The following is a 14,100-nucleotide window of genomic DNA, read 5'->3' on the forward strand; positions in this document are numbered from 1 at the left end:
TTCATTTAAGCTTTTCTCCTTTTTCTTATTATACAATATTCTAATCATTCTTTACAAAGTAGGGGGTAAAAATCATACTATATACTGAAAATTAGATTTCTAATTCTTAAAAAAACCAAATCTTTTTTGATTTGGTTTTGAAGGTTTATATTTAATTTTATTTATACCGACTATACTCATCTTTTTTATGTATTACCATATAGCAGGATACCAAGATGACGAAAATTTTGATTAGGTAGGTTTCGTATCGATTAGTATCTATGGTTAGCTGAGACAAGACATTAATGATCGAATGTGTCATAACGCAAATCCAGAGATTCTTTGTTTTGATATAAAGAGCTGAGAGTATGAAAGAATTCGTCAGCAATCCAAATAAAAACGGTAGAGTTTGCAGAGTTGCTAGGGAGCCATCTATGTAAAAGAACAACAGATGCCAAATTGCCCAGCTGAAAAAGGTTAAGATTGTTGAGTAAAAATATGGCAACTTTTCTTGTAAAATTGGTTGAAAAACATATCGCCATCCAATCTCTTCTATACCACCAAAGACAATAAATTTGAAGAACATCAAAAATGGGAGATACCAGCTAAATTCTACTATTTTCCCACCAAACATTAGAAAAGAAAAATCAAGGACAATAAGGAAAAAAGATAATAAATAATGTTTGTAACTGGTATGAATGTTAAAAAAATCGTTAACAATCTTCTTAAAAGGAATATGAAAATAGTGATTTGCAACAATTATTCCCCAAAGAGCTGAAGAAATGCCACCTAGAAAGATTCCTAAAATAGATAATAGATTGGAATGAATAGAAAAATGATTCAAGAGAAAGAAAAGGAGGCAAACTGATGCTATTTGGCTAAATGTGCCTAGCAAATATACTGCAATTGCCTTATTTCTTTTCATTGAGAATCCTTTGAATGATATTTTACGTAAAATAAATTATGTAAACAGAACTTATAACAACAAATCTTTGACTTTTCCAATTTCACTTTTTGGAATCACTAGGTGAATCATATCACCAAGATACATTCTAGTTGAGCCGTTAACGGTTTGGCTTTTGCCGTTATGGACTTGGGTGGTGATGAGTACGTTATGTGGCAAGTTGAGCTCGTGAACCTGTTTTCCAGCGATTTTGTCAGACACAGGGATTTCTATGAGGGTGACTTCTCCTTCGTCTGTTGCTTCTTCTGGTAGCATTTTTTCTAGCATGGCCTCATAGACTGGTGCTCCCTTGAGCAGATCCATGACGATGTAGGCGACCAAGGTCACTAAGCCAAGTGGCATGAGGTTGCGAATATCTCCAACCATCTCGGTTACGAGTATCATAGCAGTTAAGGGAGCCTTGGAAATTGCCCCAAAGTAGCCACTCATTCCTAAAATGACAAATATAGGAAACTGCTCCTGACTAACAAGCCCAATATTCACACAAATGACACCAACTAGGGCACCGAGTAAGGAACCAAGCGCCAAAATGGGTAGGAAAATTCCTCCTGGGAGGCCACTTCCATAACTAATCATACTCCAAACAAAGCGGATCAAAAAGTAAGCTAATAAAACTTGAAAACTAAAATCTTGCTCAGTTAGGGAAAGAACAAGCTGATTTCCACCACCAAGGATTTGTGGCAAGAAAATCCCGACTGGTATGATAAGGATAAAGGCTAGGATTGGATAATAAGCTTTATCCAAATGAATTTTTTGACCAATCCAGTCATAAATTCGACCAACATTGAGTACAGCTTTCTCATAGAGAAAACCAGAAAGTCCGAGAAAAACTCCCATAAAGAGGTAAATCCAATACTGGTCTAGGGTCATGAGAGGAATGTTGTCTGGCATATCCAGAACAGGTGTTAAGCCAAATATGAGTAATGAGACAAAGTTTGCTACGAGACTAGCTGCTAGAGTTGAGACCCAGAAAAAACGGGAAAAATGATGATAGACTTCTTCTACAACAAAGAGGAGGCCTGCAATCGGTGCATTAAAGGCAGCGGCTAAACCTGCAGCAGCTCCACTGGCAATCAGGGAACGTTCCTCTACTGGACTAGATTTTAGCCACTTGGCAATGCCTTTACCACCAACCGCTCCAAGTTGAATACTTGGCCCTTCTCTACCTAGCATAAGGCCACTGGCAATAGCAAGAATACCTAGAATATATTTTTTCCAGAGGACACTCCACCAGTTAAGAGTCATTAGTCCCTTTAATTCGGCTTCGACTTGAGGAATTCCTGAACCCTTGATATCTTTTTCTGATCGAGTTAGTTTCGCACTAAGCCAGCAAACTATTACATAAAATAGACCAATGATAAAAAGATTGCGCACTAGGTGCGCTTGATCTTGATAAAGTCCTTGTATCAGGTGGAATCCCTTTTCGATTAAGAAACGAAAGGATCCGACGATTAGCCCGACGACGAGACCAACAATGATTCCTCGTCCAACTTGGGATAATATGGTGCTTGAGGCAAAGGCAAATTCTTTCTTGGAACTGAGTGTTTCTGACTGTTCCTCCATAATCATTTCCTCTTAATTGTCTTTCTTAGTTGAAACCAGTGTTTTGACTGGTTCAAAACTGGTTCGGTGAATTGGGGTGACACCTAGTTTTTCCAGTCCTTCTAGGTGTTTAGCTGTTCCATAGCCTGCATTAGCTGTAAAATCATAGCCGGGATATTGGTTGTCATATTCCTTCATCAATTCATCCCGTGTCACCTTGGCCACTATAGATGCAGCTGCGATGGAGAGGGAGTTGGCATCTCCTTTGATAATGGAGGTTTGTGAAATTGGTAACTCCAGTTTCATGGCGTCTATCAAGAGGTGCTCAGGTTGCGGACTGAGCTGGGAGATTGCTTCTTTCATGGCTAGTTTGGTTGCTTCATAGATATTGACTTGGTCAATGACTTGATTATCCATGATTCCAATCCCGATTGCTAAGGCTTGGTCTTGAACAGCATGATAAATTTCCAGATGTTTCTTTTTAGGGATTTTTTTGCTATCGTTGAGGCCTTTAATCTTACAATTTTTGGGCAAGATAACAGCTGCAGCGACTACGGGTCCAGCCAGAGGACCACGGCCGACCTCATCAACACCTGCAATTAGGGTCAATCCTTGCTTATACAGTTCTTTTTCATAGGAAAGCATAGTTTCCAAACGAAGGTCTTCATCCAGTTCAGCCTGAATGGCTTTTTTACGCTTGTTGATTTCCTTTTGAACTCCAGAACGAGGATCTTTTTCGAATTCTAGAAAAAGAGGATTGTCTAATTCTTTGACAGTAGCCAGAAGTTCTTTGATTTCTTTAATCGTTGTCATCAATGTCGTCCAATGTATCTAAGGTATAGTTACCGAGTTTTCCATCACGGACTTCCTTGACGAAGAGGCTGTAAAAGCGGTCGTAGTCGTCTCGGAAACCAAGGGCACGTGTCATATCCATGATGATAACAGGTGCTTCTTCTTCTATCTTCATTTGTTTGAAGCGTTCAGCTAGCTTTTCTGGATAATGTTTTTTGAAATAATTGAGACCAAAAATGGTCACTTCATCCATTGGGAGTAGTTGATCTTTAATTGCTCCAGTCAAGGCTAGTTTTAGAGCGACAGTTTCATCTTCGAACTTAGGCCAGAGAATTCCTGGTGTATCCAAGATTTCCAGATCTTTATTGGTTTTGAGCCACTGTTGCCCCTTGGTAACACCTGGTTTATTGCCGACAACTGCAATCTTTTTCCCAGCCAAACGGTTCATGAGAGTTGACTTGCCGGCATTTGGAATTCCGATAATCATGGTCCGCAAGGTTTCGATCTTGATACCACGTTCTTTCTGGCGTGCAATCTTATCAGCCATGAGCTTTTTAGCAGCATCAGTCACAACTTTTACAGTTACTTGCTCTTTGGAGTTGATAGCCAGAGTTTGGATTCCCTGTGACTCAAAATACTGACGCCATTCTTTGGTCATTGCCGGATCTGCTAAGTCCGCTTTATTTAAAATCAAGAGCTTCGGTTTATCACCCACAATCTTGGTTAACATAGGATTTTGACTAGATAAAGGTAGGCGAGCATCCACCAAAATCGTCACGAAATCAACAAACTTTAAATTCTCCTGAACTTGCCGCCGAGCCTTAGACATGTGACCCGGAAACCATTGAATAGTAGCCATAAACATTTCCCCTTCCGACTAAAAAAAACGTAGTAAAAACGTTTTCTTTCTTACTACCTATTCTATCATAAATGAGGAACTTTTGCACAGGCTTTGACCACAATAAATGATAAATAGTATTGGTGCGAAACATCCTTGATGCCAGTAAGGATTTACTTGACTTTTTTTGTTTTCAAGTATATACTTAGTGTATACTAATTCGTGGAGGTAGAGCGATGAATACAGTAAAGACTCGGAAGGTAGGGAATTCTCTCACTGTGACTATTCCTAAAAATTTGGGGATGACAGAAGGTCAAGAAATGGTTGTCTACAAAGGGATTGACGGAGTCATTGTCTTAGCTCCAAAACTGAAAGATCCTTTTGATGGGATTACTGATTTGAGAATGACAAACGATTTTGAAGGGGTATGGTTACTTGATAACGAAATCTGACTATATTCCTGAAAAGCAGGATATCATTTGGCTGGACTTTGATCCATCAGTCGGTCGAGAAATCCAGAAACGGCGACCTGCCTTAGTCGTTTCTAGGAGAGAATATGCCTTGCAAACTGGTTTTGTGGCTGTCTGTCCTATCACTCACGGCCAACAACGGTTGGCAGAAAAAGGCTTGCTCGTTCCTGTCTCGTCGGATAAGGTAGATGGCGCTGTCAATCCATTTCAACTGTATACTTTTGATTTTCGGATGCGAAATGCTCAAAAAATAACAAGAATGGACACGCAGTGTTTTCAGAAAGTCGTCCAACTTTACCAGTACATCTTTGGAGATACTTAAATCCTACCATGCATAGACAAGGTAGGATTTTTTCTATATGAGTAACCTATCTAAAAACGGATGAAGACAATTGAGGAGAATCCCTCTAGTCCAACTTTCTTGTGCAGATGATAGATGTTCTGCCTGAAGGCATTCTTTTAGAAAATCGCGGACTTGTTCTGGTGCAATTTCAAACTCAAAGACTTTCATCTTGTAGAAAAAGTCTATGAGATGCTCAGATAAGTAATCATCTGAAAAGGCTACTTCTCCACTTTTTCGATACTCTAGTAAGAGTCGAGAAAATCTAGCTTTTTCATCAGGCAAACCACGAAAATAAGAATTGAGAAGCCAAGTCTGCTTCTGCTTTCGTTCAATAGGATCTTGATTTGCAATACGCTGATTCTTTTCCAGCTCCTTTTGATTTTGTTTAGCCTTGATAGCCCGTTCGTCTCTATTCTTACCAAAGAGGATTTTCTCCCACTTTCGTTCTTCTTGGGTCAAGGATTCTGTAAAGCCAAAGTAATCTTGATAGGCTCGTTCTGCAGGACCCATGGCAAGAATGAGGTTGTCAGCGTATTGCTTGGCGATTTTATCTCTTTTCTTGCGTTCCTTCTCTGCCTGAATCCGTAAATGCTGCTCGTAATCTATTTTCTCCTTACCTAGCTTGATAAGGTATAGGTGGTCATCAGACTTACCAAATAGAAAGGGTTTGATGCACTTTTCAAGGACTTCTTCCAGACGAGCCTTCTTTTTTGGCTCTGCCTTGGTCCAACTTCCACCTTGAAAGACTTCTAGGAAGATCTGATAGTCTCTCTCAGGTGCGAATTGATTGCCACGATTGGCTTTGAAAATACCTTTTTCCCAAAACCATTTTAGAAGTTTTTCGTCAAAATCGCTTTTATTGATATTGATTTTTTCCTTTTTCTGGGCCTTTCTGGTTAGGTTTTCAACTTTTCTGAGTAGTCTTTCTTCCTCTTCCAGTTGCTGATCGAGGCTAATACGATGAAAATGGCGAACACAGTCGCTTCCTATAGGGAAGAGACGTTGGCCTGTAACTCCGTTAAAGAGTTCGTAGGTGTATTTTATGGCGTTCCCGCAGACACAATTACTACGGCCAATGCCATTAAAAATCAAGGAAACTTCATTCCATTCCTTGGTAGCTTGATCCCAAGTATCGGCTTTTGAAGCCTGTAAAACCGCATCGTGCAAGGATTTTCTAACTGGAAGTGGCATGAGGTCTCCTTTCTAGATTATACTTTTAAAACTTGAACATCGTCTTTGCCGAGTAAAATCAAGTATTTTTCAATATTTTCAATCGAATAGGCTCGAGATAAGGCCTCTCCGTATAGGGCTAACTGACCACGGTAGCGGTCTATGAGTTGACTTGGTTGATCATAACGGTCAGTCTTGTAGTCAAAAAGAACGATGCGATCCTCATAAAGCAGATAGCCATCCAAGATCCCACGGACAACGAAGTCTTCTTGACTCTTCTGGTCCCGCTTGAGCATAGAAAAAGGTTGCTCGCGATAGAGATGGCCGGTATTAGCGAGAATTTCCTGACCAAGTGGTGTTTCAAAGAAGGCGAGAATTTTAGAAAGATTGATCTTGTCTCTTACAGCTGGACTAGTCTGAACTTGTTTGAGAGTATCTTTCAGGCTAGCAAGTGTTGGTCGCTGACTAAGGTCAATTCTCTGCATGAGTTCGTGAGTGGCACTACCAATCTCAGCTCCAGTTACCTTTTCTTTAGTTGAAAAATCTGGTAAATCGAAGCTGATTTGCTTCTCTGTTGATTTGGTTTGGTTAGCAATTTGTACCCCTTCCATATCCATTACTGGTTCGTAGAATTTCTTGATTTGGCTAGGAGTTTGGACGCTAGGAAGTTCAATAGCCGCACGGTGAAGAGTATTATAGACTTCTACTTCTTTTAGCATTTCCAGAGCTTCTTTGATAGTTTCTGACTGGCGATTGTCTGCTTGAGAACTATCTTGTAGAGGGCTCTTGTTTTCCAATTCTCCGATAGCTTCTCTGGTCAGCTGGTCTTCACCAACAAAACGATAGCTAAAGTTGAGATGGTCTTTGGCAAATACTTTAGTGATCGCCCAGATCCAATCTTGGAAATTCTTGGCTTGAAGTCTGGTATGTTTATCGAGTTTTCCGTTTTCAGATCTTGGATATTCCTTGGCTTCTAGCTTTTCACGAGAACCCTTGCCGACAAGATAGAGTTTTTTCTCAGCTCGCGTCATGGCAACATATAGCAGACGCATCTGCTCTGAATAGCTAGCCAGTTGCAGTTCTTTCTCATTCTGCGTATAAGTTAAGCTAGGAATAGAGAGTTTGATGGTTTTAGGATAGTGTGCTTCCACTGCTCCTGTTTCCACTTTGGCAATGTATTTGACACCAAGCCCATTTTGACGACTGAGAATAACTTCTGACATCGAGTCTTGCTTGTTGAAGTCCTGATCCATATTGAGGATAAAGACATAAGGAAACTCCAGTCCTTTGCTCTTGTGAATGGTCATAAGTTCCACGGCATCTTTAGGCGGTGCGACGGCTACACTTGCAAGATCATGCTGTGCTTCCAAAACCTGGTCAATCATACGAATAAAACGAGACAAGCCCTTGAAATTACTCTTTTCAAACTGGTCTGCTCTCAAAGCTAAAGCATAGAGATTGGCTTGTTTGGCAGGACCGTTAGGCAAAGCTCCGACATAATCATAGTAAAAACGATCGTTGTATATCTTCCAAATCAGGTCATAAAGGGAGTTGGTTTTGGCATATAAGCGCCAAGAATCCAAAATATCCATGAATTGATTTAGTTTTTCCTCTAAAGGTTTGTGAATTAACTCTTTCTGCTCAGCTGTTTGTTTTTGAGCATGAAGCAGTTTCTCATAAAGATTCTCTTGTACTTTATCAGCTGCTTTTTGAAGGGACAAACGTGCCAGCTCGTCCTCATCGAAGCTAAACATTGGAGACTTCATAAGGGCAACCAAGGCATAGTCTTGGAGAGGATTGTGGATGACACGAAGGGTATCCAACATGACTTGCACTTCTAGGGATTGGAGGTAATTATTCTGCTCTCCGTCTGTTTTCACAGGAATTCCATACTCTGACAGAGCGAGGAGTATCTGATCATTACGACTGCGACTGGAAGTCAAAAGAGCAATTTCCTTAAAGGCTACACCATTCTCTTGATGGAGCTTTAGGATTTCCTTGATGACTAAGCGCATTTCTCCTGTGAGTTTCGTGTCTGCATCACTTTCTTCCTCCTCTTGCCCACTATCGTCCTTATCGTAGAGGAGAAATTCTGCCTTGTTGTCTAGATTGGGAGTTAGTTTGGTATTGGCAAAAACAAGCTGGTGCATGCTATCATAGTTGATTTCGCCGACCTCTTGGTCCATAAGGCGTCCAAAAACATCATTGGTTGCTGATAGCACTTCTGAACTGCTACGGAAATTTTCCTTGAGGAGTATCAACTTCCCCTCTTTAGGATTATGCGCATAGCTTTGGAATTTTTCATTGAAAATCTGCGGGTCTGCCTGACGGAAACGGTAGATGGACTGCTTGATATCCCCCACCATAAAGCGATTTTGACCATTAGATAACAATTCCAGCATTCGTTCTTGAATGTGGTTGGTATCCTGATACTCATCGACCATGACTTCATGGAAACGTTCCTGATATGCCTCACGAATTTGTGGGAAATTCTCTAAAATTTCAATGGTGTAATGGCTAATATCAGCAAATTCAAAGGCATTTTCCTGGCGTTTACGTTCACGATAAGCCTCCACAAAATCGCTCATAAAGTTTTGAAAAGTTTTAGCTAACTCCCAGGTGTCTTCATGAAAACGTTCTTGATAGTCGAGAATCGTTATCTGGTCTGCTAGTTGTCCAAGTTTTGCAAACTGGGATTTTCTCTCCTCGTTATAAGCATCTGCAAGTGGCTTCAAATCAGCCTTTCGACTAGAGTTAGCAAGAGCCCGACCATTTTTCTCCTTCGAGATAGCGACAACACGTGAAAGAACTTTTTGATAAGTCTGACTATCGGACTCGTGATTTAAGGAGCCAATTTCATCCAAAACATCTTGCACAGCTTCTAAATAGGCAGCTTTTGGAAACTCCTTGGCATCGTTATCCAGATGATAACGGAAGAAGCTTTCCAAATCCCAAAGCGCCTGCTTGATTTGCTCGGTCAGTTTGTCTTTTTCAATTGCAAAGTCAGCTTCTTCAAACCCTTTGAGAAAAGAGTCGCTCAGCCATTTTTGGGGACTGCTGGTGGATTGTAAAAAGTCATAGATTTTGTAGACTTGTTGGCGCAGACCACGTTCATCCTTGCCACGCCCAGCAAAGTTCTTCACCAAACTACTAAATTTCTCTTTATTCTCACCTTGATAATGCTCTTCAAAAACTTGATGAAAAACTTCGTTCTTTAAGAGTAACTGTTCACTTTCATTTTGTAGAATACGGAAATTCGGTGCGATATCAATCAGATAACCATGCTTGCCAAGGAATTTTTGTGTGAAAGAGTCCATGGTTCCGATGGCAGCGTTTGGTAGATCTGCCAATTGACGTCCCAAGTGTTGTTTGAGATCGAGATCATCGGTTTCTTGGATTTGTTGGCTGATTTTTTTCTCCAAACGTTCCTTGAGTTCAGTAGCAGCCTTGACGGTAAAGGTCGAGATAAAGAGTTGGCTGATTTCCACACCTCGCGCCAATTGATCCAAAATGCGCTCGGCCATAACAAAGGTCTTCCCTGAACCAGCAGAGGCTGAAACAAGGATATTTTGCCCTTCGGTATAAATGGCTTCGATTTGCTCGGCAGTTTTCTTTTGTTCCTTGCTCGAACTCGCTTCTGCTTCTTGCAATTTTTTAATTTCTTCCTCAGTTAAAAAGGAAATAGGCTTCATCGATTCAACTCCTCTCTCATTTTTTCAAACCAAGCTTGCTTGAGTTTTTCTCCGACCAGTCGTTTGCCATCAGCTAGCTCTAACTTCTCTAGAAAACGAGCTTGACCTAGATGGTAGTTTGCTTCAAAGCCAGTAATAGCCTGATGTTGTTGAACGTATGGGGCAATACTTCTGCCATTCTCTGTGTATGGATTGATGGCGAACTGACCTTGTAAAATCTTCTCAGCTGCCTTCTTGTAAAGATGGGCATTGTAGTCCAATAAGAGCTGGAATTCCTCGTCTGTCAGCTGATTAGCCTTGTTTTTGTTGTAAAATTCGCCCAAGTGACTGCTTTCTTTCTCTAAAAAGAGTCCCTGGTATTTCATAGACTTGCTGACTTCTGCTACTGCTCCTGCCAGACTTTTAACAGCTAATAAAGATTGGACAGGCTCAGCCATTTCCAAGTACATGGCACCGAAAAAGTTCTGCTCCCCTTCTCTTTTTAGGGCAGCAAGATAGGTAGGCAGTTGGGAATTAAGCCCATTAAAGAAATGAGGAAACTGGAATTGGGTCAAACTAGACTTATAGTCCACCACTCCTAGCGCTCCATCAGCTTTCAGGCGGTCAATACGGTCAACCTTGCCTCGCACATGGACACTGCGACCATTATCCAATTGAATAAAGGCTTGATCTTTACCACCAAATGTTGCCTCCTCTTGAATGGTTTCGATAGCTGGATTATGACGAAGGATGTGGCCCGTAGTTCGCGCGACATCAAGTAGAACTTCCTTGGTAAACTGGGCTTCCAAACTTTCCTGATAAATAGCTTCAAATTCGCGTTCTTGGCTGGTTTCCTTGATAGCTTGCTCCAAACGCTGATCAAAGGAATTTTCAGCAGGTAGTTTCAAGGCACGTTCAAAAATACGGTGCAAGAAATTCCCGTGACTGCGAGCATCTGGACGCAGGCGCAATTCTTCCTGCAAACCTAAGACATAACGGAGGAAATAACTGTATTCATTGCGGTAAAACTCTGTCAAACCAGACGTAGACAGGTAAAACTCCTTGTCAGCTGGATAGAGAGCCTGCAAGGTCTCTTTCTCTAATGGTTTGCTGCTTGGACTGGTTGGGAGAGCAGGATTTGCAAGACCTTTTTGATCAAGTTTTTTACCCATCACACGCGCCAGAACCTTGACAAAGGTGACATCTTGCTCATTTTCACTAGAAGTAGCTTGTTGATGATAGGCAACTAGACTAGACAAGAGACTGTGATAAGAACCCATATCATCCTTAGACAGACCTTTGTGATGAATCTTCTTCTCTATCCGGCTAAATCCAAAATGGACTAGCTCTTGAAGATAGGCCGATTCCTTACTCTCATTTTCATTGAGAAGACTTGGAGCTGATAACACCAACTGCTTGCGGGCAGCATTAACTAAGGAAAGCATAGTATAGCGATTTTTCTTGAGATTTTCACTACTTGCAATCAGTAATTGCGCTCCCTCTTCAGTCGCTTGGTTTAGGCTTTGTCTTTCTTCGTCTGTTAACAGACTGGTGTTTTGCGCAATTTTGGGTAAATAATCCTGAGTCAGCCCAATGGCGTAGACAAAGTCAGCGGTCAGAGGGGCAATCAGATCGTAACTCTGCACCAGAACAGTATCAACAGTTGCTGGAATGGTGCGATACTGGGACAAACTCATCCCAGAATGAAGCAAGGACAGGAAGTCCTCTAGACTAACTTGTGAACCGGAAAAAACGGTCGCAAATTGTTCTAAAACATGGCAGAAGGCTTTCCAAACTTCGGCTTGTCTTTCCTGTTCTAGTGTTTCCATAGTAGCTGTCAATTCTTGCATCTGCTTGCTTAAAGCAGCATTTTTTAGAAAAGTATTCCACTTTTGCAAGAGATTTTCAGCCTTTTGTTTTCGACTGGCAAATAAGGTTTCAAGTGGCGCCAAAACGCGCAGACGAAGAGAATTTAAACGCTCTAAATCAAATTTTCCATGGTGGGATTTGGTAAAGGTCTGCTGAAAAGCTGGCAAGCCATTGATACCAAGATAGCGGAGATATTGCTCGAAAGCATCAATATCCGCTTGGCTAAGGTCAGTATACAGACCAGTTCTGAGGAGATTAATCAAATCTTCCTGACGGAAACGGTAACGTTTCAAACGCAAAATAGATTCGACATACTGGGTTAAGGGATGGTGAGCCATGGATTCACTTCTACCAAGATAGAAAGGAATCTGATACTGGTCAAAAATAGTTTTCAGTGATAGCTGGTAAGAAGCCACATCACCCAAGAGAATACGAAAATGCTTGTAACTCAGTTCTGGATGGTCATGTAATTTCTGACGAATGCTACGTGCTATTAACTCCAACTCCTCTTTTTGTGTCAAACAAGACCAGATTTGCAGATTTTCACGATCTTTCTCATCGACATCTAAAGCGAGTTCTGAAAAATCATAAGAAGACTCCAGCAAACGAGATGCCTTGTCAAAACTATCTATTTTCTCATGAGTCTGAGAACGATCCTGAGCAGGTGTTTGGTATTTTGCCCCCAAATGATGAAGAAATTCCACACTGGCTTGGTAGAGATTCCCTTCAGAGAACGGACTGATATAGGCTTTTTTACTAGCATAAGCCCCGATGACAATCTCAACACCCTTGCCATGAAGTAAATCCACAATCCGCTCTTCCTCTGCAGAAAAACGGGTAAATCCATCAATGACAAGGGCAATTTGAGTAAAATCACTACTTACCTTGCCATTCTCAATAGCCTCAATCAAATGGGACAACTGACTTCCCTGAGCCAACTGACCTTGATTGAGATAGGCTGTTACTTTCTCAAAAATCAAGAGCAAGTCTGCTCGCTTGTCTTCATCTGTCAAACTCTCCAAGTCCAAAAAACTCATCTGAGCAGTCGTCATCTCGTGATAAAGTTCAATCAACTGCTGGATAAACTGAGGATCTTGCTTAATCGCACCATAAACACGTAAGTCCTTGGGATCGAGTTCCGTAAGGCACTTATAAAAAGCCATCCCAAGACCAATATCATCAAGACTGGTCTTGGCAGGTAAGTCATTCAAGACCAGATAACGGGCCATTTGAGCAAAGCGCGTGACGGTAATCGCAAAAGAAGCCTGCTGGGACAAGCATTCCAGCACGGCGCGTTCCTTTTCAAAAGAAAGAGAGTTGGGGGCAATGTAGAAGACCCGCTTGCCCGCGACAACTAGCTCTTCCGCCTCTCTTGTTAAAATTTCAGTCAAAGAAGACCGTATATCAGTATAAAGTAATTTCATCTCTGCCTCGTTTGCTTTATCAAAGTTTCTTACTCTATTATAGCAAAGTTCGCTTCACAGTCCAAATCCAAAATTCTAGTTGACAATCATTTAATTAGCAAATCAATCATCCTTCATCATCCACTTTCATATGCTGAAAGATATAGAGGAAAAAGTCTTTGGAAACTTCAAAATGTCCATAACGAAGTCGAGAAGTATAGTCTTTCCATTCAGGATGTTGTCTAGCTATTTCTATGGAGCAATCTTTGACTGGTTGATAATACTCGACATTTCGTCTAAAGGGAAAGAATCCTTCGAACTGCTCTACTTGATAGGCTTTGTCATCTGTAATTTTACCTACGGCCACAAAAGCCTGTAACTTATCTTGACCGTTCATATCGTATTTTGGACTATAGTATAAAAAATAGTCACCTTTTTTCATACGGTTTAAGGGGCCGCCCTTTCCATGACAGACCTGGCAAAAATTCCCTTCAACTCCTCTTAAAACATGGTTCTTTGAAACAACTCCAACCCAATATCTAGGCATTTTTATCCTCCAACTCTACTAACAAACGATTAAAAACTTCTCTATCGTTAGATAGTTTTTCAAAAAATTCTTCATCAACCCCTTCTACTAAAGGTAAAGCTTGATTGACCTTCTCTGCGCCAGACTTCGTCACTGAGACCAGTTTTGCCCGACTATCCTTTGGATGTTGATCGCGTTTAATGTAGTCCTTCTTCTCCAGTAGCCTAACAATCTGGGAAACCGTCATGACATCCATACCAGTGAACCGAGCGATATCAACTTGCGTTACATATTCCTCTCTATTAGACAGAAACAAAAGCGAAGTCAAAACGATAAATTGAGGCAGAGTAAGACCAACTGATTTCAAAACTCTTTTTAAGTTGCTTTCCCACTTGTTGTAGACTTTGATGAACAGAAGACCTGTAGACTCTGTTTCATCGTTTTTATAAATTGAATTAAATTGATACTTTGACATTATTTCTCCTTAAATATTAAGTATACATATTATAAATGAATTTATTTTGTTTTTCAAG

Annotated in this window: 11 protein-coding genes; 2 read left to right on the forward strand and 9 right to left on the reverse strand. The window is 40.9% G+C overall.

The features are described 5' to 3' along the window. Positions 1-157: 157 nt before the first annotated feature. The 4 genes from HMPREF2885_RS08435 to ylqF are packed head-to-tail and all read right to left on the reverse strand — an operon-like array spanning position 158 to position 4,136. Entirely contained in the window at positions 158-904 is a 747-nt protein-coding gene (locus HMPREF2885_RS08435) for a CPBP family intramembrane glutamic endopeptidase (RefSeq protein WP_070657807.1), read from the reverse strand. A 51-nt stretch (positions 905-955) separates the two neighbouring features. Further along, positions 956-2,506, reverse strand: coding sequence for a ClC family H(+)/Cl(-) exchange transporter (locus tag HMPREF2885_RS08440; protein ID WP_070657809.1), 1,551 nt, complete (start codon positions 2,504-2,506; stop codon positions 956-958). Positions 2,507-2,518: 12 nt separating this feature from the next. Next, positions 2,519-3,298 carry a ribonuclease HII gene (locus tag HMPREF2885_RS08445; RefSeq protein ID WP_070657811.1) on the reverse strand — a complete coding sequence of 260 codons (780 nt, stop codon included), beginning with the start codon at positions 3,296-3,298 and terminating at the stop codon, positions 2,519-2,521. Further along, complete coding sequence (ylqF, locus tag HMPREF2885_RS08450) at positions 3,285-4,136, reverse strand: ribosome biogenesis GTPase YlqF (RefSeq protein ID WP_000201311.1); 852 nt, start codon at positions 4,134-4,136, stop codon at positions 3,285-3,287. Before ylqF ends, HMPREF2885_RS08445 begins: the two co-directional genes overlap by 14 nt. A 215-nt stretch (positions 4,137-4,351) precedes the next feature. Here ylqF and mazE point away from each other — a divergent pair, with 215 nt between their 5' ends. Further along, positions 4,352-4,567, forward strand: coding sequence for a type II toxin-antitoxin system PemI/MazE family antitoxin (gene mazE / locus HMPREF2885_RS08455; protein ID WP_070657813.1), 216 nt, complete (start codon positions 4,352-4,354; stop codon positions 4,565-4,567). Next, complete coding sequence (locus HMPREF2885_RS08460; RefSeq protein WP_070657814.1) at positions 4,551-4,907, forward strand: type II toxin-antitoxin system PemK/MazF family toxin; 357 nt, start codon at positions 4,551-4,553, stop codon at positions 4,905-4,907. The genes mazE and HMPREF2885_RS08460 overlap by 17 nt, the downstream gene beginning before the upstream one ends. Positions 4,908-4,940: 33 nt before the next feature. Here the strand turns inward: HMPREF2885_RS08460 and HMPREF2885_RS08465 are convergent, their stop codons facing one another. The 5 genes from HMPREF2885_RS08465 to HMPREF2885_RS08485 form a co-directional block, all read right to left on the reverse strand. Continuing rightward, on the reverse strand, positions 4,941-6,119 hold the full coding sequence (locus HMPREF2885_RS08465; RefSeq protein ID WP_070657816.1) for a hypothetical protein: 1,179 nt from the start codon (positions 6,117-6,119) through the stop codon (positions 4,941-4,943). Positions 6,120-6,136: 17 nt separating this feature from the next. Then, a complete protein-coding gene (addA, locus tag HMPREF2885_RS08470; RefSeq protein ID WP_070657818.1) occupies positions 6,137-9,790 on the reverse strand; it encodes a helicase-exonuclease AddAB subunit AddA in 3,654 nt (1,217 codons plus the stop codon). Continuing rightward, the gene (gene rexB / locus HMPREF2885_RS08475; RefSeq protein ID WP_049489645.1) at positions 9,787-13,062 is read right to left on the reverse strand and encodes an ATP-dependent nuclease subunit B; all 3,276 of its coding nucleotides are present in this window, start codon (positions 13,060-13,062) and stop codon (positions 9,787-9,789) included. Before rexB ends, addA begins: the two co-directional genes overlap by 4 nt. Positions 13,063-13,168: 106 nt before the next feature. After that, entirely contained in the window at positions 13,169-13,588 is a 420-nt protein-coding gene (locus HMPREF2885_RS08480; RefSeq protein ID WP_001138486.1) for an EVE domain-containing protein, read from the reverse strand. Further along, positions 13,581-14,042: a MarR family winged helix-turn-helix transcriptional regulator gene (locus HMPREF2885_RS08485; RefSeq protein WP_000049864.1), complete on the reverse strand. Its 462-nt coding sequence runs from the start codon at positions 14,040-14,042 to the stop codon at positions 13,581-13,583. The genes HMPREF2885_RS08480 and HMPREF2885_RS08485 overlap by 8 nt, the downstream gene beginning before the upstream one ends. Positions 14,043-14,100 lie beyond the last annotated feature (58 nt).

The organism is Streptococcus sp. HMSC062H02, from assembly GCF_001813005.1.
GTDB lineage: Bacteria > Bacillota > Bacilli > Lactobacillales > Streptococcaceae > Streptococcus > Streptococcus oralis_S.

Excerpts from the sequence above, each read along its gene's own strand:
- HMPREF2885_RS08465 (WP_070657816.1), bottom strand. The coding sequence starts at position 6,119 with ATGCCACTTCCAGTTAGAAAATCCTTGCACGATGCGGTTTTACAGGCT.
- addA (WP_070657818.1), bottom strand. The coding sequence starts at position 9,790 with ATGAAGCCTATTTCCTTTTTAACTGAGGAAGAAATTAAAAAATTGCAA.
- HMPREF2885_RS08480 (WP_001138486.1), bottom strand. The coding sequence starts at position 13,588 with ATGCCTAGATATTGGGTTGGAGTTGTTTCAAAGAACCATGTTTTAAGA.
- HMPREF2885_RS08435 (WP_070657807.1), bottom strand. The coding sequence starts at position 904 with ATGAAAAGAAATAAGGCAATTGCAGTATATTTGCTAGGCACATTTAGC.
- HMPREF2885_RS08445 (WP_070657811.1), bottom strand. The coding sequence starts at position 3,298 with ATGACAACGATTAAAGAAATCAAAGAACTTCTGGCTACTGTCAAAGAA.
- mazE (WP_070657813.1), top strand. The coding sequence starts at position 4,352 with ATGAATACAGTAAAGACTCGGAAGGTAGGGAATTCTCTCACTGTGACT.
- HMPREF2885_RS08485 (WP_000049864.1), bottom strand. The coding sequence starts at position 14,042 with ATGTCAAAGTATCAATTTAATTCAATTTATAAAAACGATGAAACAGAG.
- rexB (WP_049489645.1), bottom strand. The coding sequence starts at position 13,062 with ATGAAATTACTTTATACTGATATACGGTCTTCTTTGACTGAAATTTTA.
- HMPREF2885_RS08440 (WP_070657809.1), bottom strand. The coding sequence starts at position 2,506 with ATGGAGGAACAGTCAGAAACACTCAGTTCCAAGAAAGAATTTGCCTTT.
- ylqF (WP_000201311.1), bottom strand. The coding sequence starts at position 4,136 with ATGGCTACTATTCAATGGTTTCCGGGTCACATGTCTAAGGCTCGGCGG.